Source organism: Vibrio kanaloae (genome assembly GCF_024347535.1).
Taxonomy (GTDB): Bacteria; Pseudomonadota; Gammaproteobacteria; order Enterobacterales; family Vibrionaceae; genus Vibrio; species Vibrio kanaloae.
The window spans coordinates 1662994-1686892 of sequence record NZ_AP025497.1 but is presented as its reverse complement, the minus strand read 5'-3'; the positions used below and the strand labels follow the sequence as shown (position 1 = coordinate 1686892).

At 42.6% G+C, this 23899-nt stretch carries 20 protein-coding genes; 5 read left to right on the top strand and 15 right to left on the bottom strand.

Going from position 1 to position 23899, the window contains the following annotated elements; translation table 11 throughout:
* Nucleotides 1–101 precede the first annotated feature (101 nt).
* Nucleotides 102–1295 (bottom strand): class I SAM-dependent methyltransferase, encoded by a 1194-nt coding sequence (locus OCV24_RS07925; RefSeq protein ID WP_017057202.1) that lies wholly within the window; start codon nt 1293–1295, stop codon nt 102–104.
* Nucleotides 1296–1424: 129 nt separating this feature from the next.
* On the bottom strand, nt 1425–2828 hold the full coding sequence (locus OCV24_RS07920; RefSeq protein ID WP_136997624.1) for a methyl-accepting chemotaxis protein: 1404 nt from the start codon (nt 2826–2828) through the stop codon (nt 1425–1427).
* Nucleotides 2829–2916: 88 nt separating this feature from the next.
* On the opposite strand from OCV24_RS07920, the gene yccX reads away from it, so the two are divergent.
* The gene (gene yccX, locus OCV24_RS07915) at nt 2917–3204 is read left to right on the top strand and encodes an acylphosphatase (protein WP_137027019.1); all 288 of its coding nucleotides are present in this window, start codon (nt 2917–2919) and stop codon (nt 3202–3204) included.
* 58 nt (nt 3205–3262) lie between these two features.
* On the opposite strand, the gene OCV24_RS07910 is transcribed toward yccX, so the two are convergent.
* The 6 genes from OCV24_RS07910 to OCV24_RS07885 all read right to left on the bottom strand — a co-directional run bounded on the left by OCV24_RS07910 (nt 3263) and on the right by OCV24_RS07885 (nt 8903).
* Nucleotides 3263–3592 carry a TusE/DsrC/DsvC family sulfur relay protein gene (locus OCV24_RS07910; RefSeq protein WP_150877990.1) on the bottom strand — a complete coding sequence of 110 codons (330 nt, stop codon included), beginning with the start codon at nt 3590–3592 and terminating at the stop codon, nt 3263–3265.
* A 159-nt stretch (nt 3593–3751) separates the two neighbouring features.
* Nucleotides 3752–4417, bottom strand: coding sequence for a Bax inhibitor-1/YccA family protein (locus OCV24_RS07905; RefSeq protein ID WP_017057206.1), 666 nt, complete (start codon nt 4415–4417; stop codon nt 3752–3754).
* A gap of 294 nt (nt 4418–4711) precedes the next feature.
* Nucleotides 4712–5476 (bottom strand): amino acid ABC transporter ATP-binding protein, encoded by a 765-nt coding sequence (locus tag OCV24_RS07900; protein ID WP_017057207.1) that lies wholly within the window; start codon nt 5474–5476, stop codon nt 4712–4714.
* Nucleotides 5477–5498: 22 nt separating this feature from the next.
* Entirely contained in the window at nt 5499–6596 is a 1098-nt protein-coding gene (locus OCV24_RS07895) for an amino acid ABC transporter permease (protein WP_077680342.1), read from the bottom strand.
* A gap of 1 nt (nt 6597) precedes the next feature.
* Entirely contained in the window at nt 6598–7803 is a 1206-nt protein-coding gene (locus tag OCV24_RS07890; protein ID WP_017057209.1) for an amino acid ABC transporter permease, read from the bottom strand.
* Nucleotides 7804–7874: 71 nt separating this feature from the next.
* Nucleotides 7875–8903 (bottom strand): amino acid ABC transporter substrate-binding protein, encoded by a 1029-nt coding sequence (locus OCV24_RS07885; RefSeq protein ID WP_017057210.1) that lies wholly within the window; start codon nt 8901–8903, stop codon nt 7875–7877.
* A gap of 481 nt (nt 8904–9384) precedes the next feature.
* On the opposite strand from OCV24_RS07885, the gene OCV24_RS07880 reads away from it, so the two are divergent.
* Nucleotides 9385–10326, top strand: coding sequence for a precorrin-2 dehydrogenase/sirohydrochlorin ferrochelatase family protein (locus tag OCV24_RS07880; RefSeq protein ID WP_017057211.1), 942 nt, complete (start codon nt 9385–9387; stop codon nt 10324–10326).
* 183 nt (nt 10327–10509) lie between these two features.
* Here OCV24_RS07880 and OCV24_RS07875 read toward each other — a convergent pair whose 3' ends face one another.
* Nucleotides 10510–10992, bottom strand: coding sequence for a YajQ family cyclic di-GMP-binding protein (locus tag OCV24_RS07875; protein ID WP_017057212.1), 483 nt, complete (start codon nt 10990–10992; stop codon nt 10510–10512).
* A gap of 12 nt (nt 10993–11004) precedes the next feature.
* A complete protein-coding gene (locus tag OCV24_RS07870; RefSeq protein ID WP_017057213.1) occupies nt 11005–12063 on the bottom strand; it encodes a 3-deoxy-7-phosphoheptulonate synthase in 1059 nt (352 codons plus the stop codon).
* 206 nt (nt 12064–12269) lie between these two features.
* On the opposite strand from OCV24_RS07870, the gene OCV24_RS07865 reads away from it, so the two are divergent.
* Both OCV24_RS07865 and OCV24_RS07860 read left to right on the top strand, forming a co-directional pair.
* A complete protein-coding gene (locus OCV24_RS07865) occupies nt 12270–13157 on the top strand; it encodes a putative PEP-binding protein (protein WP_136980486.1) in 888 nt (295 codons plus the stop codon).
* Nucleotides 13158–13317: 160 nt separating this feature from the next.
* Nucleotides 13318–13803: a PaaI family thioesterase gene (locus tag OCV24_RS07860; RefSeq protein ID WP_017057215.1), complete on the top strand. Its 486-nt coding sequence runs from the start codon at nt 13318–13320 to the stop codon at nt 13801–13803.
* Between the two features lie 72 nt (nt 13804–13875).
* On the opposite strand, the gene OCV24_RS07855 is transcribed toward OCV24_RS07860, so the two are convergent.
* Nucleotides 13876–15231 carry a hypothetical protein gene (locus tag OCV24_RS07855; RefSeq protein WP_137008125.1) on the bottom strand — a complete coding sequence of 452 codons (1356 nt, stop codon included), beginning with the start codon at nt 15229–15231 and terminating at the stop codon, nt 13876–13878.
* Between the two features lie 28 nt (nt 15232–15259).
* On the opposite strand from OCV24_RS07855, the gene OCV24_RS07850 reads away from it, so the two are divergent.
* Entirely contained in the window at nt 15260–16168 is a 909-nt protein-coding gene (locus tag OCV24_RS07850) for a CvfB family protein (protein ID WP_102508022.1), read from the top strand.
* Between the two features lie 299 nt (nt 16169–16467).
* Here OCV24_RS07850 and rsmF read toward each other — a convergent pair whose 3' ends face one another.
* From rsmF to OCV24_RS07830, 4 genes are all read right to left on the bottom strand, one after another.
* Nucleotides 16468–17889, bottom strand: a complete 1422-nt coding sequence (gene rsmF, locus OCV24_RS07845; protein ID WP_102506636.1) for a 16S rRNA (cytosine(1407)-C(5))-methyltransferase RsmF — start codon at nt 17887–17889, stop codon at nt 16468–16470.
* Between the two features lie 150 nt (nt 17890–18039).
* Nucleotides 18040–20697, bottom strand: a complete 2658-nt coding sequence (locus OCV24_RS07840; RefSeq protein ID WP_150877992.1) for an MlaD family protein — start codon at nt 20695–20697, stop codon at nt 18040–18042.
* The gene (locus tag OCV24_RS07835; RefSeq protein WP_077680346.1) at nt 20684–21979 is read right to left on the bottom strand and encodes a paraquat-inducible protein A; all 1296 of its coding nucleotides are present in this window, start codon (nt 21977–21979) and stop codon (nt 20684–20686) included. The genes OCV24_RS07840 and OCV24_RS07835 overlap by 14 nt, the downstream gene beginning before the upstream one ends.
* A gap of 66 nt (nt 21980–22045) precedes the next feature.
* Nucleotides 22046–23842: an ABC transporter ATP-binding protein gene (locus OCV24_RS07830; protein WP_017057221.1), complete on the bottom strand. Its 1797-nt coding sequence runs from the start codon at nt 23840–23842 to the stop codon at nt 22046–22048.
* Between the last annotated feature and the right edge of the window lie 57 nt (nt 23843–23899).

Below are 23899 nucleotides of genomic sequence, written 5' to 3'. Positions count from 1 at the left end.
CTAATAAGTTACACCCAACATAAAAAACCGAGACTTCAAAGTCTCGGTTTTTTATACCTATAACGCAAAAAGAGTTATTCTTTTCAGCTTTCAGCCTGCTCTTACAACACCTTACAAGCAAAACCTTTTAGGTAGAAACCTTCTGGATAGGCTGTATCTGTTAAGTGATCGGCAGCTTGCTCGAAGCGTTCAACAAACTTCACTGTTCTGCCTGCATCTAGAGCGGCATCTGCAATGATCTTTTGGAATAAGTCAGCACCCATTAAACCTGAACAAGAGTAGGTGAGTAGAGTGCCACCTGGTTTCAGGATTTGCATCGCAAGCATGTTAACGTCTTTATAGCCGTTAGCACCTGATGTTAGGTTATTTTTGCTTGAAACAAACTTTGGTGGATCCATGATAACGACGTCAAACTTGGTGCCTTGGTCACGGTATTCACGAAGCAGTTTGAAAACGTCTGCGTTTAGGAATACTGCTCGCTTTTTCGAGATGTCGAACTCATTTAGTTCAGCGTTGAACTTAGCTGTATCAAGAGCCAGCTGCGAGACGTCAGCATTGATTACACGCTTAGCATCACCTTTAAGGGCATACAGACCAAAACCACCTGTGTACGAGAAACAGTTAAGGACATCTTTGCCTTTAACGTATTTCATAGATTCTTTGCGGCTATCACGTTGGTCCATATAGAAGCCCGTTTTGTGGCCTTCCATAATATTCACGCTGATCTTAACGCCGTTTTCTTCAATCACGATAGACTTCGGTGGTTCTTCACCGTAAAGAACGCCAACAACCTGTTCTAAGCCTTCTTTCTTACGAACTGCCACGTCTGAACGCTCGTAGATGTTACAGTCAGGGAAGCATTCAATTAACGCTTCAACCAGTACGCTTTTGTTAAACTCAGCGCCAGCACTTAGCAGTTGGCAAACAAGGAAGTCTTGGTATTTGTCGATTGTGATACCAGGCAAGCCATCAGACTCTGCAGCCGTTAGGCGGTAGCCCGTTAGACCATCACGCTCAATGATGTCTTCACGTAAAGATTGTGCGTCTTGAATTCGTTTTACGAAGAACGCCTTGTTGATCTCTTCTTTTTCAAATGTCCAAACACGAGCTCGAATTTGAGATTCCGGTGAGTAAGCTGCTTTTGCAAGCCACTGACCATTTTGAGCATATACGTCTACAGTTTCACCTTGTTTTGGTTCGCCTTCGACCTTATCGATACCGCGTGAAAATACCCAAGGGTGTTTGCGGCGTAGTGATTTATCTCGGCCTTTAGCTAGATGAATTGAAGGAGTCATAATTTACTCTGTTTGTTGAATTTGAAGGAGGGGTATTGTCGGGGAAGTACTGGTGAAAAGCAAATAAGAAAGGGCTGTCAAAGCAGCCCTAGTAATGATTAATCAACACATTGAGGTTGGATATCAGTATTAAGCTTTAAGACCTGTCAGCAAACCTTCCATCGTATCGCTTTGTTTACGAAGTTGGTCAACATTTAAATTACTCTTACTGATCATCTCGCAGATGCTGTCTGACTGATGACGAATCTCTTCAACACTCTGTGCAATGTTGTCAGCGACTACGCCTTGTTCTTCAGCCGCGGTAGCAATTTGAGTGCTGCTATCAGAAATAGATTGGTTCTTTTCAGCTAACGATCCAATCTCAACGTTTACTTCCGACATCAATGTTTGACCTTCGTTAGCATTGCTAACAGTCACTTCCATCAATTTTGTCAGTGATTGGCTGTTACGTTGTAATGATTCAATCATACTTTGGATTTCAACCGTCGCTTGTTGAGTACGGCCGGCAAGGGCACGAACTTCATCGGCAACAACAGCAAATCCACGACCTTGCTCGCCAGCACGTGCAGCTTCGATAGCGGCGTTCAACGCCAACAGGTTAGTCTGTTCTGAAATACCGTTGATGGTTGTGACTACTTCATCGATTTGCGCCGCGTTGGCATCCAGTTCTTCTACTGCTTGTGAAGCGGATTGGATCTCTTGAGATAGGCTAGAGATAGACTCCAATGTATTTGAAACCTTGACTTGACCGTTCTGAGCAACGCCACGAGCGTCCATCGTTTGTGAACTAGACTCATGAGCAAGGGTAGCGACTTCGCGAATTGTAGCTGCCATTTGTTCTGTTGCACTTGCCAAACTATTCAAGTGCTCCTGTTGGTTACCTGAGATGTCTGAACTTTGTTGTGTTGACTGGTTCAAGTCCGAGCTGATTTGCTGCATGAGAGCGACAGACTCTTGGATTGATAGAACCATGTTTTGTTCACGTTCAGCGACTTTATCGATTGTAATCGCGATTTCACTGAACTCGTCACGAACTAAGAAGTAGTTCATGCGGCAAGTTAAGTCGCCATTTGCTAGGGTGTTCAAAGCTTTGTTCATAGAGAACATCGCGCCGCCAATGAAAGTCATGATGTAGTAAACACCTAGTGCGATAAGCGTCAGGGTTACAGCGATGATAGAAACCTGAGTCGTCGATAGAGCAGACCAAAGGTTTTGGTCATGGTTGGCAACTAGGCTGAACGCACCATTCATTACTGAAATAGAACCAGCACCGTAGCCTAAAGAGATAGTTTCAGAGCTGCTGACAAGCTGAGCAACTTGATCTTTAGTGAGTTGACTTGCTTCGATAAGCCCTTTCATTAAGAGCATTTCTTCTTGATAAAGGTGAGCAAGTAAAGAGTCCGCTGCACTATCTAAAACGAGAGTTAATATAACCAGGGCGAGAAGAGGCAATAAGAAGAGTAGATAGAACTTTTCTTGGATTTTTAGGTGAATGAGATATTTGTCAATCCAACGAAATGGGATTTCTTTCATAATCGTTATACTCGAAGTAAGTCCACCAATAAGCGGTGAATGAATAGAAGCTCGACTATATCATTCATATAATTTATGAGGCAACGTTATGGAAAGTTCACAATATATTTTTGTCGTGTCAGGCGTAGTTCAATGTGTTGGGTTTCGTTACCACACCAGTAGGCAGGCGCAAGCTATGGGTCTCTCAGGTTATGCAAAGAACTTAAATGATGGTCGAGTTGAAGTGTTAGCTGTCGGAGAGAGTCAGCAAATAGAGAAGTTACATACTTGGCTCAATATTGGCCCTTCGAGCGCAACAGTAGACAAGGTAGTGATGCATCAAGTGAAAGATAGTGAGCGCCAGGACGTACGCGTAGGGACGTTTAAAATACTGTAGTTATAGCACTACAGTATTTATATCGAACGTAACTTAATGGCGTAAAGCAGATCGGGTTCTACAAGCACTTTGCTGGTTTAGGTAAACCGGCGAGCTTGGTTGCTTGTTTTGCTGGGCCTTTTTTGAATAACTTGAAAAGGTATTTACTGTTGCCTTTTTCTGGGCCGTGGGCTTTTTCCATTGCTTTAACTAGCATGCGAACCGCTGGTGAGGTATTGAACTCTTCGTAAAAGCTCCTTACAAAATGTACGACTTCTAAGTGTGCATCCGTAAGTTCAATGGCCTCGTCTTGAGCAAGAATTTCAATCATACCTTCTTCCCATTGCGTGTAATCCAATAGGTAGCCTTGAGCGTCGGTTTCGATGTGCTTGCCGTTATATTCAAACATGTTTAATCCAGAATCCAATTAACAATGTGGATAGGGTACATGACCAAGTTTATCTTTCTCAACAGAAATTGTAGCTATCTAATGAAATATCGCACTTATAGATACAAAAAGCCCAAGAGATAGGCTCTTGGGCTAGATATTCTTCAATGATGGGAACGATTAGTCGTCGCTGCCCATGATGCCTAGGATGCTTAGTAGGCTGATGAAGATGTTGTAGATCGATACATACAAGCTGATCGTTGCAGAGATGTAGTTTGTTTCACCGCCACGAATGATGTTTTGCGTTGTAAGCAAGATAACACCAGTCGAGAATAGGATGAACATACCGCTCATTGCCAATGATAGTAGAGGCATTTGTAGGAAGATGTTTGCAACCATACCTACAAGTAGTACTACGAAACCAGCTAATAGCATGCCATTAAGGAACGACAGGTCACGCTTAGTTGTTAGTGCGTAAGCAGATGCGCCCATAAATGCCAGTGCTGTACCGCCAAGTGCAGTTAGGATGACATCACCCATACCTGCGCCAACGTACATGTTTAAGATTGGACCGATGGTGTAGCCTAAGAAACCTGTAAATAGGAATGTGAAGACTAGACCCATGCTGTTGTCACGGTTCTTTTCTGTTAGGAAAAGTAGGCCGTAGAAGCCAACCAGCATGATAATAAGACCCGGGCGAGGAAGGTTCATCGCCATGGATACGCCTGCTACAACAGCAGACCAAAGTAGTGTCATAGACAGTAAAGCGTAGGTGTTACGCAACACTTTATTGGTTTGCAGAGCACTTTCTTGAGATGCTGTGCGTGAAAACATAGGGCTGTTCATAATCTTCCTCGTAAGGTGACTTCAATAGTTATTAGTACATTTATGGGGGTGAAAGTTCGAAAAATCAAGTCTCTCATTCCTCTTGTATACGTAAAATAATAATCAAAATAGTCGGTTAAGTGTTTCTGAAGGTGTAACAAAGTATTTCTTTAGACTGTAATTGAGTATAGCTAAGATACGATGGTCAACCTTTGGGCGTTCTATTCAGTTACTTAAAACTTTAAAAACTATCTATAAATTTGAAAAACAAAGAGGCGACCTAAGCCGCCTCTGTAGTTTATGCATCATAACACATTAGTGGTGTAAGATTTGGCTTAAGAAGTTCTGCGTTCTGTCTGATTGTGGGTTTTCAAAGAAATCGACAGGGTTGTTCTCTTCGATGATTTCACCGGCATCCATGAAGATAACGCGATCCGCGACCTCTTTAGCAAAACCCATCTCGTGCGTTACACAAAGCATCGTCATGCCTTCTTCTGCAAGCTCAACCATTACGTCTAACACCTCACGAACCATTTCTGGATCGAGCGCCGACGTTGGTTCATCAAACAGCATCACTTGAGGGTTCATACACAAAGAGCGAGCGATAGCTACACGTTGTTGTTGACCACCAGAAAGCTGACCTGGGAATTTATCCGCTTGCTCTGGGATTTTAACACGTTCTAAGTACTTCATTGCTATCGCTTCGGCTTCGTCTTTAGGCATCTTCTTGACCCAAATAGGCGCTAAAGTGCAGTTCTCTAGAACTGTCAAGTGTGGGAAGAGGTTGAAGTGTTGGAAACACATGCCTACATCTCGACGAACAGCTTCGATGTTCTTTAGATCTTCCGTTAATTCATTACCTGAAACGAAGATATGACCTTTTTGGTGTTCTTCCAATCGGTTAATGCAACGGATCATCGTTGATTTACCAGATCCTGAAGGACCACAGATAACGATTTTCTCACCTTTTTTAACTTCTAGATTGATGTTCTTAAGTACGTGGAATTCACCGTACCATTTATTCATGTCTTTCAACTCGATCATAAGACCTTGAGAGTTGTTTTCTGTCTGCTGCGTCATAATACGTCCTTGATCTTGTTAATTATCGTTTGTGACCGGTGTGAAGTCTGTTTTCTAACCATATCGAATATCTCGACATGCCAAAACAAAACACCCAGAACACTAACGCGACAAATACATAACTTTCTGTTGAATACCCAAGCCATTCAGGGTCGGTATTCGCGGCTTGGCCAATTCCTAGTACGTCAAACATACCGATAATTAAGACAAGACTCGTATCTTTAAATAACCCAATGAAGGTATTAACGATTGAAGGGATTGTAATTTTTAATGCTTGAGGAAGGATAATTAATCCCGTCTTCTTCCAATAGCTAAGGCCAAGTGCGTCTGCGGCTTCATATTGCCCTTTTGGTATGGCTTGTAAACCGCCTCTAACTACTTCTGCCATATACGCTGAACTGAATAAAACGACACCGATTAAAGCTCGAATCAATTTGTCTGTTTCAGTTCCTTCAGAGAGGAAAAGCGGAAGCATTACTGAGGCCATGAATAGAACCGTAATTAGCGGTACGCCGCGCCAAATTTCGATATAAACAGTACACATACTGCGGATTATTGGCATCTCGGAGCGTCGTCCTAGTGCTAAAGCCACGCCAATTGGCAATGAAACAACGATGCCGACGAGAGCAATGATTAGCGTAACTAGCAATCCTCCCCATTTATGTGTATCTACGACTTCTAGGCCGAAAACACCACCATATAACAAACCTGCGATAAGGAATGGGTAAATGTTTACAAAGAAAAGCCAAATCCAAGTACGTTTAGGTGTTTTTTCGTAAGCGAGTAAAACGACAAATATAGCTAGTGTGATATAGAAAAGTTGAGGCCGCCAAAGTTCTGCTTCAGGATAAAAGCCAAACATGAACTGATCCCAGCGAACACTAATGAAAACCCAACAAGCCCCTTCACTTGTACAAGCATCACGTGTTGTTCCTATCCAATCGGCACTAATAAATGCCCAATCAGTAATTGCCCACAACAGGGTAAAAGCAAAGTAAGCAAGAACTACAGTGACTACGCTGTTAATAGGGCCATTAAATAGATTTTTTCTTAACCAACCAACAGGTCCAACGGTATTCGCTGGAGGCGGAAGGTCTGGTTGAAATTGATGTGTACTCATCTTATCTCTCCACCAACGCTACTTTGCGGTTGTATATATTCATTACAGCTGACGTTAACAGACTTAAGGTCAAGTAAACGCCCATGGTCATTGCGATTACTTCAATCGCTTGCCCGGTTTGGTTCAAAGTTGTACCTGCGAAAACAGAAACAAGATCTGGATAACCAATTGCCATGGCCAGTGACGAGTTTTTGGTCAGATTTAGATACTGACTGGTTAATGGTGGGATAATAATTCTTAGTGCTTGAGGAATGATGACAAGCTTAAGAGTGCGAGAGCGAGGAATACCAAGGGACATCGCTGCTTCAGTTTGACCGTGACTTACAGCATTGATACCTGATCGTACAATCTCAGCTATGAAAGACGCTGTATAGATACTTAAGGCAAGCATTAATGCGGCAAGTTCTGGAATTATGCTAATGCCACCTTTAAAGTTAAAACCCTTAAGCTCCGGATATTCGGCCGAAATAGGCATGCCCATAATAAAATATGTCACTAGTGGTAAACCAATAATTAGAGCCGTCGCAACGCGCCCCATCGGTGTTTGTTGACCGGTGAGTTTTTGTCTGTTGTTAGCCCAAATATTGATAAAAAATGTGGCAATAATACCAGCAATAAACGCGATGATAACAATACTACTACCTTGTTCAAAGATAGGTGCTGGGAAATATAAACCACGAACGTTAAGGAAGATCGCTTCACCTAAACTCATACTTTGACGAGTTGACGGAAGAGCTTGCAGCACTGCGAAATACCAAAAAAAGATCTGTAAAAGAAGGGGAATATTTCGAAATATTTCTATGTAAACGGCGGCAAAGCGACTTACTAACCAATTCGAAGAAAGTCGCGCAATGCCCATACTAAAACCAATGACAGTGGCTAATATGATGCCAAGAATAGATACAAGTGCCGTGTTAAGTAAACCTACGAAGAAAGTTCTGCCGTAAGAGAACGTTTCATCGTATTCGATAAGTGTTAGGCCAATACCAAAACCAGCCTCTTGGGATAAAAAGTCAAAACCAGTGGCAATTCCACGGGCGTCTAAGTTCGTGAGCGTGTTATTTATGATGGTATAAATTAACGCTGCGAGAGCTCCAACAGCAAGGACTTGGAACACAACAGAGCGGAAAGTCGGGTTGTAAAGAAGGTTGGCACTCTTTGTTTTCGGCTTCGCCTGAGATGGCGAAGGAGTTTCATTAGGTTTCATACTGCTATAACCTCAAATCCATTTAATAAAGAGGGCGGAAACCTCCGCCCTAATTGATGTTTATAATCTTATTAACGGATTGGTGGAGCGTACATAAAGCCGCCCGCATTCCAAAGTGCATTTACACCGCGAGAAATCTGAAGTGGAGAGCCCGTACCAACAGTGCGCTCAAAGCTCTCACCGTAGTTACCAACTTGCTTAATTACTTGGTAACCCCAATCGTCGCGAATGCCAAGGCCTTTGCCTTTAGGACCGTCTACACCGAGAATACGCTTGATGTTTGGATCTTTTGACTTAAGCATTTCATCTGCATTTTTAGAAGAAATACCGTACTCTTCAGCATTGATCATCGCAGAAAGAGTCCATTTAGCCACGTTAAACCACTTGTCGTCATCTTGGCGAACAACAGGACCTAGTGGTTCTTTTGAGATGATTTCAGGAAGTACTTGCGCAGACTTAGGATCAGCTAAGTTCAAACGAAGTGCGTAAAGACCAGATTGGTCAGTGGTAAGTGCATCACAGCGACCAGCATCGAAACCTTTAGAGGTTTGAGCAGCGGTATCAAATACTACAGGTTTATAAGACATACCACTATTTCGGAAGTAATCAGCTAGGTTGAGTTCTGTTGTTGTACCTGACTGAACACACACCGAAGCACCATCAAGTTCTCGAGCACTCTTAAGACCCAACTCTTTTTTCACCATAAAGCCTTGACCGTCGTAATAGTTAACACCGACGAAATTTAGACCTAAAGCGGTATCACGATGCAGCGTCCATGTCGTGTTACGAGATAGTACGTCTATTTCACCAGACTGAAGGGCAGTGAAACGCTCTTTTGCAGTCAAAGGTACATACTTAACTTTAGTTTTATCTCCGAGTACAGCCGCTGCAAGAGCTTGACAATACTCAACATCGATTCCTTCCCACTCACCTTTTGAGTTAGGGTTAGAGAAACCTGGAAGACCCGTACTTACGCCACAAGTTAAAAAACCTTGAGATGTGACTTTGTCCAGTGTGCTTTCTGCAGCTGATGCTGATGTTGCCATAAGCGCAGTTGATGCAGCGACTACTGAAGCAAGAAGTGTTAGTTTATTTGTCATTTGTATCCTTCCTTGTTAACCAGGTGACACCTGATACTCGTGCTCGTTTTTGTTTTTCTAGCTGTATTGCTTTTACTGTGACCTTGTTGTTTAAATCAAAAAAATTGCATTATGCAAATAAAGCTTTGTGTGGTTTAAACAACTATTTATAAGGTTAGGAAAGGATTCGTAGTTTCACAAATGTATAATTTAAAAAGAATTTTGAAAGAAACCACAAATCCCAACACAACTAGGATGGCTAAATGTTAACTGAATGTAAATAGTGCAACGGTTCACACTGTTGGTGCAACGAGATTTAGATTTTAATATTGATAATCGTGTAGATAAATCTTCTTAACTTAGCCGTTAACGATGAAATATAAATCCTTAAAAAGATTGAAATTTGGTCAATAAATATTTTTATTACACTTTGCTAGTTATTAATATGCTCCAAATTTGGTAGCATGGCTGAATAGTTATTGCAGTACTCTCAAGGAAGAACATGCGTTATTTCCCAATGTTTCTGGATGTAGAAAATAAACCAATTCTAGTGGTTGGTGGGGGTGAGGTTGCTTGCCGAAAAGTTGACAGTTTATTACGAGCAGGTGCTAATGTGACTTTGGTTTCTCCCAAGGTAGCACCATACTTAAGTAAGCTTGTAGAGGAGAGTAAGCTTCACTGGGTTCAAAACTTTTACTCGTCACAAATTCTTTCGAAAGACTACCTGCAGGTATGGGCCACTACAGATAATCCGAGCCTGAATCATCAAGTATATAATGATGCGAAAAAACTCGGTGTTTTAGTCAATGTGGTTGATGATTTGCCTTACTGTGATTTTATCACTCCATCAATGATTAATCGTGGGAGAATTCAGATTGCGATCTCAAGTGGTGGAGCGTCACCTGTTTTGGTGAGAAATATTAGAGAAAAACTCGAAACGGTGCTTCCTCAGAACATCGGTTTAATCGCAGACTTTGGTGCATCAAAACGTAACTCGATAAAAGAATCTCTTCCTACCGTTGATGATCGTCGTAAATTTTGGGAGCGATTCTTATCATCCAGCCTTATTGAGCAGGTGGCTGACAGAGATCAGTTAGAGTTATACTATCAACAAGCGTTAGCTGAGGGCATTGATACCGAAGGTCAGGTAACCTGGGTTGAATTCGGGCAAGATGTAGAGTTGCTACCGATGAAGGCCTTACGTTTGATGCAAGAGGCAGAGTTAGTCCTTTCCCCGAGCGATTGTCCATTCGAGTTTATTGACTTGTGCCGTCGAGATGCAGAAAGAGAAGGTTATGCTAACAGCGGAGAGTTATCTACCAAACTTGAGAAAGCAAGAGTAGATAAATTGCGAGTGTGTGTGTTTATTCCACCAGCGAGCGTTGAATTCAACCTTTTAGTCGGTAAAGACCTAAAACTTTCTTCTGCTAAAATACTCAGTTGAGGTGAGAGCCTTCTAGTTACTTAAAATCAGCTGGGAGGCTCCAATCAAAATAATCACACAAGTAAAAAGCCACTTCCCATAAGGAAGTGGCTTTTTGATATTTTAAAACCATACTTTGCTGTTTAATCAAGAGCAAACAAAAGGTGAATAGTAAACAAAATCCGCTGGATATAACCAGTGTGATTAGTCACGGAAGTTGTCAAACTGGAAAGGTTGACCAAGTTCTCCGTTACGAACTAAAGCCATGACTGCTTGCAAGTCATCACGTTTCTTACCTGTGACACGAACCTTGTCACCTTGAATGGAAGCTTGAACTTTTACTTTGTTGTCTTTGATTAGCTTAACGATTTTCTTAGCAACGTCAGTTTCGATGCCCTGTTTAAAGATAACCGTTTGGTGCCAAGTTCGACCTGTTTGGTCAGCAGCTTTTGCTTCCATCGCGTTAGGATCAACATTACGCTTTGTCAGGTTGCTACGAAGAATATCGCGCATCTGCTTTAGCTGAAAATCGTCTTGAGCGCTCAGTTTTACTGATTCATCTTTGTAATCAAAGCTAGCCTCTACACCACGGAAATCGAAACGAGTCGATAGTTCTCGGTTAGCATTGTCTACAGCATTGCGTAGTTCTACTGATTCTACTTCAGAGATAATGTCAAATGATGGCATTGTGTTGTGTCCTTAAGCTAAATTTCTATCTTTAATTGCCGTTGCAAGCATGTCTAGCATTGTTGCGGTATCTTCCCAGCTTAGGCATGGGTCAGTTATAGACCTGCCGTATTCTAGGTTATTGATGTCTGTCATTGGCTGGTTGCCTTCAACAATGAAGCTTTCCGCCATGATGCCTGCAATTTGATTCTTGTTAGATTTTATCTGTTCACAAATATCTTGCGCAACCTCTAACTGTTTACGGTGCTGCTTTTGACAGTTTGCGTGGCTAAAGTCTACAACTAAGCGCTGAGGAAGATCGAACTCGGCAAGTTGCTTACATGCAGTATCTACAGATTCAGCATCGAAGTTAGGGCCCTTATCACCACCACGTAGAATAATATGACCGTATGGGTTACCAGCAGTACGATAAACTGTCATGCGGCCATTCTTGTCTGGTGAGTAGAAGTAGTGGGAAGCGTGTGCAGCACGAATCGCATCAATAGCAATCTTGATATTGCCGTTCGTTGCGTTTTTAAAACCCACAGGGCAAGAAAGTGCGGAAGCCATTTCACGGTGAATCTGAGATTCAGTCGTACGAGCGCCGATTGCGCCCCAAGTAATAAGGTCTGCAATATATTGACCAGTGATCATATCAAGGAATTCAGTCGCAGTAGCAAGGCCAAGCTTATTGATATCAAGCAGAAGTTTGCGAGCTTTGTTTAAGCCTGTTTCAAGTGCGTATGAGCCATCAAGATTGGGATCGGTAATCAAACCTTTCCAACCGACAACAGTACGTGGCTTCTCGAAGTAGGTTCTCATTACAACGAACAACTCATCTTTGTATTTTTCTTGAATCTGACTTAGGCGCTCAGCGTAGTCAAGTGCGGCTTCTGTGTCGTGAACAGAGCAAGGGCCTACGATAACTAATAGGCGGTTATCACGACCCGTTAGGATATCTTCGATTTGGCGGCGAGAATTTTTAATGCGTTCAGCAACGTCATCAGTAATAGGGTGTGCATTGCCTAATTCGGCAGGAGTTGGCATAGGACCCAGAGCTTGGGTTCTCAACTCATCAGTTTTTAATGGCATGTGATAGTTTTTTATTCTATTGCGAAGTGGTTAAGATAACGGAATTGAACAGAGGAATAAACTCTCTAAGTCAAAGTTATCTCTGTTATTGCTAATATTCTTATTTTTATCCGTGTGCCAATGCTAAATAAAGGATTTTCACTTGTATTAACAGGCAGCTATCGGTACTTTCGTTTGAACACAACATAAAAAATGCTGGAGCAGCAATGACTCAAAAAAATCAAAGCACTTTGCACCCAGAACTTGTTTTAGGCGATGTGCTGCCTTCTTATAACGATAATCATAATTCCAATCACTTATACGTTTCACTATCTGAATTGGTCATGGAGCGTGTTTTTTATCATCCAAGCATTGGCTCTCACTTTGAAACACTTTCTGACATTGAGAAAACGTCGCTAAATGCCATTCTTGGTGATAAGAGTGTCGATGAACATTTTGTTTCAACACTCGTTATAGCGATTCAAGCAGCAGTGCAACCCCATCACAAGACGGTACGTATTGCTTTGAGCGATGCAGATAGTTACAGTTTTCGCTCTTTGTTGGGCGGGAGTTGCGAAACAGAAGAAATTAATCCAGCGCTTGGTATTCGTGGTGTAGGTCGCTACGCAACACAAGAATACAGTAAGGCATTCGCACTTGAGTGTCAGGTAATCAAAACGCTGCGAGAGCAGGGCATTAACGTTGAAATCGTTGCTCCTTACGTTCGAGCATTAAGTGATGCTGCTAAGATTATCGATTTACTTGCCGAACAAGGGCTACCTCGTGGGTTGAATGGCTTGAAAGTGTTGTTTTCGTGCGATGTGCCATCAGCTGTAATTTTGAGTGAACGATTATTGCATTACTTTGATGGCACGGTAGTGAATATCGATAGTTTAGCGTCTTTCACTTTAGGTGTAGATAAGCAAAATGAAGCACAACAACATGCCTTTGATCCCCAGAACGAAGCGGTTATTACCTTATTGGACATGATCGTTAAAGCAACACTTCATGTTAAGAAACCAGTATTGCTAGTGACTCAAGGGTTGGTAGATTATCCTCGATTACAAGGTTACATTGCCGATCTTGAAGGTGTTGATACGGTTGTTACCGCATAGACTAATAAGCCCAGCGATATAAGTTTGCTTGAAGCGTTAATTCTTCGAGAATGAAAGAGATATTATCGTTAGATGATATCTCTTTTTTGTAACATTTTTTTGACATTGCTATCTTGAGTCTATTAACTGGTCAGATGACTAATAGTGCTAGGTGACTTGGATGCTAACTAATCTACAAAAAGCTAATCTCTACTTAACTATGTTTGGTATGTTTAAAGTGCCGTTAATTTGGTTGTGTAGGCCGAAGTTACTCGCTCTTGATGATCAGCATGTTGAGCTTAAGATTCCTCTAAAAAGAAGAACTAAGAACCACTTAAATAGTATGTATTTTGGTGTACTAGCAGTGGGAGCTGATGTCGCGGGAGGCTTTCTTGCTATGAGTAAATCCCAGCAGCAGGGAGAGAAGATTTCTCTGGCGTTTAAAGAGGTAACAGGCAACTTTTTGAAACGCCCTGAAGGTGACGTACATTTCACATGTAACGACGGTGAGCTCATCAATACTATGCTAGCCGAAACGATCTCGACTGGAGCGCGTGTTAACCAACCCGTGACTATTACCGCTACCTGTCCATCTTTGCATGGTGATGAACCGATGGCCGAATTCACGCTAACGCTTTCGATCAAGAAAGTCCCGTCTAGGAAATAGCTCGGAAGTTGATGGAAATTTGAATAAGTGGAAGAGCGGTATGTGATTTTGCTTCCCGCATACCGTACAACGCTAAGACTCTTGAGTGATTTGCTCTATATCAACAATTTTTGAACGGTTCATTACTATTTTCCAACGGTAATATGTTGGATCACTATCGTGGTTGTTTTCTTTGATGATCAAGTTAAGAAGGTGGCGCTTTTCAACGGATTCTCGACTGACTTGCCCCTCATTCAAGCGATAAACCTTATTTGAACTCTTGTCCATCAAACGTGTCAGTGCTCTTAGGCTGATAGAAAGCGTTTCACGAGTCTCCTCGTAACCACTCATAAATGTAGATGTCGACATTTCTGTGTGCGAACGATAATGTAATACCTGCTCTTCACGCTGTACAACCCGCCTCTTACGGAGCAATTGAATGCGATCAGCTAACTTAGAAAAGTTTGCGTAATCTAACCATTCAAGCTTATGGCCGACTAATTTGTTGGTAGTTGGGTCAAAGTAGCGACGTTTCCACCTTGGTTTGCCTTTACGAAGCCAACGCCAAAGGATATCCCTTAAGTCATCTTTGAATATCTCGCGTAAAGCATAGATGAATGACATAGACACAATGAAAGAAGCGGTAATCTCCCCCAGGAAATCACGAGCCAATATGACGGTTGTGGTAACCACTACCATGACTAAACCTGTAGCTATACCTTTAACGGCACGCTTTACGTTTTTACCCAGTGATGTGGTTTTCTCTTTGAGAACAATAGGGTGCTCAATCAAGCGGCGCAGTAAGCGCATTTTGTTACTCAGACGAGTAACGTCTTCTCTTACCTTGGCTGAGTTATAACGATTGAGTTGACGGTGAGCCGTTTCCTTATCACAGAGTATTAAGAGACGCTCTTTGATAGTGGAATATTCACTACCGCGTGGCATGTGTGAAACCAGCGATAAAAATTTTTGCTCGGTGTACCAAGAGAGGTAGTTATCAATGTTTTCGTAGTAACGTTTGAGGTTTTCTTCATAAGGAATACTTCGACGAAGCTTCTTCAAAATATCCAACGCCAACTCTATGACTTCGTCGACCTCATCGGACATTACGTTGTCACTATCGGTTTTATTCAAACTACTGACTGCTTTATCTAAAGCGATAACATACTGATACGCAAACAAACTCAAACTTACACGATATTGTGTGGTTGATAAGCGTCTGCGTTTTGCCAAACGGCTGTGTACGAGTGGCAAGAGTGTTTTATCACTGTAGTAAGCTCGTTGCTGAGTAATTGAACTGTAAAAGAAGGCACTTTCAGACAGTACTTCAGGCGTCAGTCCGAGTTCACCGGGGATGAATAGATAAACGTCCATGTCGAGCTTCTTTGTCTTAGCCATTGCATGGTTAATTTTAAGTGTTATCGCATCTTGTTTATCGACGGTGATCAACGATGTCTCCTAGAATATAAAAATATGAATGAAACTAGCGAAAGCATATCAGAGATCACGTATAATCTCCGCCAAATTTAAAGTAGAGACAATCTTGATGATTAATATTGGTCAAATAAACAATTTAGAAGTAGTAAAACAAGCAGAGTTCGGTGTATTCCTTGATGCTAGTGACTATGGAACTGTGTTGCTTCCGAAACGGTTTACTCCTGAAGGTGTGGAAATTGGTCAAAAACTAGATGTTTTCTTATACATTGACTCTGACAACCAGATTGCGGCAACCACAGAAAAGCCTATTGCTCAAGTGGGTCAGTTTGGCTTGATGACTGTCGAAGGTGTAAACAGCACTGGTGCATTCATGAGTTGGGGCGTGAAAGGGAAAGACCTACTGGTTCCTTTCAGTGAGCAACGTGGCCGCTTAAACGAAGGTCAATCAATCTTAGTATATGTGTATATCGATAAAGCATCGAGCCGTATCGTTGGTACAACGAAGTTCAATAAATGGTTAGACAACACGCCTGCGACTTATAAGCAAAATGAGCAAGTCGATCTCATTATCGCTGAGCGCAGCCAACTTGGTTACAAAGCGATCGTGAACGGTGAACACTGGGGTATGATTTTCCCATCTGACATCATCGGTAAGCTGTTCATTGGTAAAACACTAAAAGGCTACATCAAAAACGTTCGTGAAGAAGATGGAAAAATCGATCTGTCACTTCAGAAGATTGGTGTGGAGAAAATGGATGATCTAAGTATTAAGGTTATTGCTCTGCTTGAGAAGAAAGGCGGTTATTTGCCTTTGAATGATAAGTCTTCTCCTGAGGTTATTTTCTCTGCATTTAGAACCAGTAAAGGTACGTTTAAGAAGACAATTGGTGGTCTGTACAAATCTGGCAAGATCACTATCGACAAAGAAGGTATCAGCTTAGTTAAATAAGCGGCCCTCTCGGTCAAAAAAAAGCCCAAACCTTCCTGTTTGGGCTTAGGGGAAAGGGCTCCGAAGAGCCTACGCGAATCGTTTTAATTTTTTGACTATTAGATTGAAGTCTAGTTTAGATTCCCTAAAATGTGATTTTTCTTTTTGGAAATAGTGGCTTGAATTGATATTTATATAATTAGTTGTTGATTTACAAGCGCTCGCACACTGAGTTACATGACCGATAGAATAGAAAAAGCCCAAACAATTAACGTTGTTTGGGCTTTTTGTTTATCAAAGTGTGTTCAGTGCGAAAGCTTTTAGAAAAGGTTTTTATCGCGCACTAGTTCGCGTGGTAAACCGTTCTTCACTCGGTTACCAATCCACTTACCAAGGCCGATGATTGCACCATTGTACTTCACTAGTACTTCACCTTTTCCTGACAAGTTTTCAGGGCGAACATCGCGTCCCATGAACCATTCACGAGCATCTTCAATACTTAGCTCGACAACATTAGCTTCATTACCTGTTGCAAGCGTTGTCGCCACTTGGTGCTGCCAGCGGTAACCTTTTTTATGGGTTTCGGCGATCTTAATTCCCATGCGAGAAAAACGGAACTCACCGATCATAGGTTCTAGCGCTTCTGGGAATAGCCAAACGTCTTTGTCGCGAATCCAAACTTGAGTATCGCTTGGCAATTCGATATCGAGAGTGCTCATCAGTTGTTCAGCGACTTCTTGCTGAGTTTTCTTTGATGCTTTTTCAAATGGGAATTTACCCATACGTTTTTTAACTTCTGGTGGAGTAACAGACGCTAATTTACGGATACGTGCAACAAAGAAGCCTTCCGAGTCATAAACTTGTGGAAAAATGTGTAGAAAGCCTTCTTCTGTCGTGGTTGCTTTTGCGTCGTCGAACAGGGATTCTAGAGATTCAAATTCTACCGCGTCACCAAAGGTCTCTTTTAAGTGATAACACACTTGTTGGTTCTCTTCGGTGCTAAGCGTACACGTTGAGTAAACCAAAACACCATTAGGTTTAAGAGCTTGGAATGCGCTTTCAATCAGGTCTTTTTGCGTGTCGGCAATATCGACTACAGATTGATACGTCCAGTTCTTCATCGCATCCGCGTCTTTACGAATCGTACCTTCACCAGAGCAGGGGGCGTCTAGTAATACGGCATCAAACTGTTCTGGTAACCAGCCGCCGAATACACGTCCATCAAAATTGCTCAGCGCTGTATTGCGAACGCCACAACGCTCGATGTTAGCGTGAAGTACTTTCACTCGGCTTGCTGCGTACTCATTGGCAACCAGTACGCCGCGATTATTCATTAGCGCCGCGATTTGCGTTGTTTTAGAGCCGGGTGCAGCAGCTGTATCTAACACGGCTTGATAATCTTCTTCGCCTTGAAACAATGCAGAAGGTGGCATCATAGAGCTGGCTTCTTGGATATAAAATAAGCCAGACATGTGTTCAGCTGTATTGCCTAAAGGCGCCTCGCTTTCATCAGCGGTGATCCAAAATCCCGTTTCACACCACGGCACAGGTTCCAGTTCCCAACCTTTATCTTTCGCACGTACGAGAAAGTCTCCGACACTGATCTTTAGTGTGTTTACTCGAATACTTTTACGAAGTGGCTTTTGGCAAGATGCGATAAAAGAAGCCATGTCTAAGTGGCTTGGCATAATGCCTTTAATGTGAGTTAGGAATTCTTCTGGGATATATACGTTAGCGTGCAAAAGAGTATCTCGATTTATTGCATTAATGCGGGGGAGTTTAAAGCAAAAAGAGGTCGTCCTAAACAATATTTACGGCAAACAACAAAAATGCAGCCGAATAGCTGCATTTTGATGAAGAATTAATCTTCCGGAAAGGTCAGGGAGTTCACCCTATGGACTAGGAATCGCGGTTCTCCATGACTTCCACTCATCTTCTGCTTGAGGGTATAGGTAGAAAGACTGGTCTTCGCTTGCCACTGGCTGTAGTTCACTCGTCGGTGGCGTTGAGAAGGTAATTCCGCCTCTTAATAAACTGTCTACCGTTCCGGCTTTGATGTTTGCACCAGAGAGACCGATAGAGACATCAACGCCCGATACGTTCCAGAACACAGTGTTTGCGCGGATTAGGTAGGCGTAGTCTGGCTCTATTTGAATCGTAGAGATGATGCGGTCAGCAAACTCGCCTAACTGAACATCGATAACACTGCCGATCTCTAGCTCACGGAATAGGATAGGTGTGCCTTCAGATACCGAGCCTCGCGTTTCGCTTTGTAGCTGGAATATCTTACCTTCGGGCTGCACTGGTCCTTTGCTGAGCTTAAATTTCGTGTTTCTTTCGCCTTTGCCCGGATCTACATTTATGTGCTTAGAGAGCAGCGCAGAGACGTTTTTGATACCGTTAAGGCCAATCTCAGGTTCTGCCAACCAGAAGTGACTGTTCGCCACGGCAATCTTGTCAACGTACTCAGGTAAGATACGCGCGGTAATTTCAATACCGCCTTTGTTGAAGTTCGGAATCACCAGAGTAACCTCACCAACAGTGACACCTTTATATTTGATCGCCATGCCCTTGCTGACTTCTAGATCGCCGGAAGAGGTGATAGTAATCGCGCGGCCAAATTTTCGAGCGGATTTCGAATCTTTATAAAGCTTCCACACATCGCCGAGTTTGTTATCGATTCCCGGTAGAGAGTCAAAAGCAATACCGCCTTGAATAAGGGTTTTAACCGGTGCAGCTTTAATACTGATACCCGATAGCGACGCATCAACTTCAACGCCTGACCGGTTCCAGAAAACGGTATGCTTATTGAGTAAGTGAGTGTAACGATTTTCGATCGTAACTTTGATTCTTACACCACCATCAGCAAGCTGAAAATCAGAAATGCTACCCACTTGTAAATTGCGGTAGAGAAGCGGGCTTCCTTTAGATATCGAGGGTAATTCACTAGCGAACAGCGAAAGAGTTTTGGACCCAGACTGATTAAACTTAGCAATTTCAGCTAGCGACTTGCTTTGAAAAAGCTGGTAGTCAGCTCGAGCTTCAGGTTTACCTTCGCTCACAAAACTAATTGATCCAGTAAGAAGCTGTTTTGCAGGTGGAACCGTAACACTTAAACCGGATTCGGTTAGTTCTGCAGTGGCACTGCCTGTCACAAAGAAACGGTTGTGGCTTTTGATAAGGTGAGCGTATTCATTATCGATCAATGCATCCATGAACACTTCGTGTTTATCAGAGCTCTTACCAACACCATCGACTAATCCTACTTGGATGATAGAGCCGACGGCAATGCCTTTGTAAAGTAGTTGAGTGCCCACATCTAAGCCAAATGAATTGTTTGACGTCAGGCGAATTGCCACTGATTTCTCTTGTTCTTGGCTGTATTCGGTTTTACGAATAGCGGTAAATCGACGCGCTTTTTTGCCTTCTCCAGGTACTAAGGTCAAGAAGTTACCAGTCACTAAGTTGGCGATATTTTTCATGCCAGTAAGAGATAGCTCGGCTTCTTCAAGAACGAATTTACTGCCGCTGTTTAAGAAATCGCTGAATGCTGGTTGGATTGCCGCAGATGCAACAACATTTTCCCGACCTTCACTCAAGGACAAGTCGGTAATTTGACCGATTTCAATACCTCGGTACATGATAGGAGCACCCGTTGAACTGATCTTGTTATCATCAGGTACCGCGATTTTTACTGAGATACCACGCCCTGCAGTCTTTAAATCAGGATAGAGTTTGAACTTTGTGTTCATTTTGACGGGTTGGCCTTCTCCTGGGGAATCGACCGCAATAGAGCCACCAAGAAGGGCACTTAAGCTCTCTAAGCGAACGTCAACACCAGAAAAACCAATACTGGCGCCCAAGCCGCTCACGTTCCAGAAGCGGCTTTGGTCTGTGATGATGTGGCTATACTCATCTTTGATCGCAGCTTGAATGGTGACAGATTTCGCATTTTTATTGAGTTGGTAATTGTAGACTTCTCCAATTGGGATTTTTCGGTACACGATCTGAGAACCAACAGATACACCACCAAGATCTTCTGTCGTTAGTGAGATATTAAGTCCTTCTGATGCTAATAAATCTGAAGGGGAAGAGTCTAATGCATAAAACACGGTTTCTGGCTCTTCTTTTGTTTCACTAGGGTGAATCGCGATATAGTTACCTGAAACTAGCGCGTCCAACCCCGATATACCCGACAAGCTCGCTGTTGGCTTTACCAACCAGAAACGCGTGCCTTTTGATAAGAGCTGTTGTGCTTCAGGGTAAATGTCGGCATCGACGTAAATGCTAGACAAATCCTTGGATAGAGTTATGTCTCGCACCATACCCACCTCTAAACCTTGGTAGCGAATAGTGGTTCGGCCTGCGACTAAGCCAGCAGCATCTGAGAAGTAAATTTGTACACGTTGTCCTGCATCGTGTATTGACTTCATGACCAGCCAACCAGCCAGAACGACGGTTAAAATTGGTAGAATCCATAAAGGAGAAATACCTTTATTTTTTCTCACTTCTGGTGAATATGATGTTTGTGATTGGTTATCGTTGTTCATTCACTGACTCATCTTTAGAGGTGTAGTTATCCCAAATTAGCCTAGGATCTAAACTTTCGGCTGCTAACATCGTAAGCACGACAACGAAGCCAAAAGCGACAGCACCATAACCTGGTGTAAAGTTTAAAATTTGTCCACGGTCGATCAATGTCATCATGATCGAAATGACGAATAGGTCCATGACTGACCATTTCCCCACCCATTTTACTATGAAATAAATCGTCATACGCTGCCTGTGGTAGACCGCGCGTTTCATTTGAATGCAAATTAAGATGTACGTGAGGCCGAGTATTTTGGCAACTGGCACTACGATACTTGCAATAAATATGATCGCGGCGATGCCATACATATCACTATTAACTAAGGACGCAACACCAGAAATAATCGTGTCTTCAAGCCTTTGACCGTTCGTTATAAGTATCGATATCGGGATAATATTGGCCGGTATAATTGCGATTGTAGCGGCGAATAACAGTGACCAAGTCTTGTATATAGAGTAGGGCTTGCGATGATATAAGTCGTGGTGACACCGTACGCACACATGTCCATCAGGTTGAGACATATGGCAGTTGTGGCAATGAACTTTCTTACTGTCAGGGAAAGAGTAGTCCGACTCTTTAGTCCACGCTTCCCAGTAGCGTCGTACGCTGATACGACTTACCAGTAAGACACTGAACAGTTGCAATAAGAGCAAACCTGCCAAGCCAGGGCCGACAAATATGTCTGAATAATCTTGGAGCTTGAAGCATGAGACCGCCACACTCACTAAAAATACATCTAACATCATCCAATGTTTAAGGGTTTGGACAATAGTGAGTGCGTAACGAAACGGAGTAAAAAGTCTGAAGCGAAGCGATAAGTGGCTGACCAGAACAGAACCGCAGACAAGTAAAGGAGCAATAGAACTACAGAATAGGATAAGTAAGCCAAGTAAAGGGAAACCTTCGCCCATCAAGGTAAACACGCCGGATGGCAGAGTCGCAGGTATCATTACTCCAATCAGACGGATACTAATGAAATCAAAAAAGTGAGAGGGGATAAATAGCAGCAAGCACGTGAGAGCAATAGCTAAATTTCCAGAGAGACTTGGTGTTCCACCACGATATAACTGAGTACCACATCTTGGACAATACGCTGATTTTCCTTGTGATATCTCCACTTTATCAACAGGAAGCTCGCAGCCTTGGCACAGTCTTACGTTACTGTTATCGCACAAGTGTTTACTTAATAGATGGCTTGTTGTTGGCCTATCTGATGATGGATTGTTGGTAGAGGAGGTCACATGACCTCCGAAGTTAGAACGTAAGTCAGGCCATTAACCTGACTTAAATGTATAGGGTCGCGTACATTAGGCGTGCGATTGCACACTGCCATAAAGTGTTTGATATAGTCCTTGTTGTTCAACCAGTTCACCATGTGTTCCCGTCTGTGTGACTTGCCCATCTTCTAAAACATAGATTAGATCGGCCTGTTTCACCGCTGATAATCGATGAGCCACTATCAAAGTTGTGCGATCTTTCAAAAACTCGCTTAGCGCTTTATGCAGAGCTGACTCAGTAGCCGTATCTAGCGCCGATGTCGCCTCATCAAGAATAACAAACTTGGGGTTACTCAGTACCATGCGGGCGATTGCTAAGCGCTGTCGTTGACCGCCAGACAGTCGAACGCCATTCCTACCAATTGGAGTATCCAAACCATTATTCAGTTGCTTGATAACATCTTGCATTTGAGCGACTTCAAGTGCACGCCACAGTGACATTTCGTCGTATTCTGCACCAAGGGTCAGATTATGCCTTAATGTATCGTTAAAGAGTATAGGTTGCTGTAAAACAACGGCAATTTGATTGCGAATCACATCAAAGCTGATGTCGTCGCTCGTTTCACCGTTATAGCGTATACAGCCAGAGTCCGCTTGATAAACCCCAATTAACAACTGGATCAACGTTGATTTGCCACCACCACTGGCACCCACCAAAGCGACTTTCTTACCAGCCGGAATATGTAGGGATAGTTTATTTAAAACAGTGTTTTCTAACGTGTAAGAGAAGGTAACGTTTTCGATGTCGACTGTCACTTCCTCATGTTCATTAAACGGGTTGACTTTACTAATCGGACGTTTTTCTTCCTCTAACATTAAAAGCTCATTGATACGATGTAATGCTGCTTTCGCGCTATACCAAGAGAATTGAATCCCTAATAACTCCTGCACAGGGCCCAGCATGAACCATAAATAGCCGAATACCGCAAAAATTTGACCGATAGTTAGGTCGCTAAATAGCACCATCAGCATCGCGACTGCGCGGAACAGTTCAAAACCTAATAGAAAGAGTAAGAATGATAAACGACCAGCGGCTTCAGACTGCCATGCGTATTTGTCCGCATCGACTCTTACTTGGTTTGCTTGGGCCTTAAGTTCGTCTAAGAAAATACGCTCTTTATTAGCAGCGCGAAGTTGATAGATTCCGTCTAACGTTTCAACCAACCGATTCTGAAAGCGTTCAAAAGATTGATTCTCGTACTTTTTAAGGTGTTTAACCTTACTACCTAGTTTACGAGAAAAGTAAATGACAACAGGATTGACCAGTAATATAAACAACCCAAGACGCCAATCGAGCCACAATAGAACCATTGCTGTCCCTAATACCGTCAAGAAGCTAATCAGAAACTTAGACAGGGTAGAGCCAATGAACTTATCGATAGTCTCTATATCTGTTATTAAGTGGGCGTTAATACCGCCGCTGCCCCTAGTTTCGTATTGTCTAATACTGATACGACCAAGCTTATCTATCATCTTACTGCGCATCTGATAGGTGATCGTTTTGGATACGAGTGTAAACTGACGTCCTTGTAGAATATTCAGCGTTTGGCTTGCCGTACGCATGATAATGACTAACAGTAAAGTCAGGGCGATATAGCCAGTCGGTGTCTGTAACGATGAAGGAAGTAGGTGGTTCATCATTTCTAAGCCAGAAGCGGGCTTATCAAGCAAAACTTCGTCGACCATGAGTGGCATTAGCAACGGGATAGGAACGCTTATGAGAGTTGCAAAAATGGCAATAATGTTAGCAAACAGTAATTTGGACTTGTGTTTTTTTACTTGAGTTATTAACCAAGAACGGCTAATAGTGTCTTCTGAATTGTTCATTGTAATGAGAATAAGTCCTATTTGGTTTAATGGCCGCATTTTACTGCGTTCTCTTGA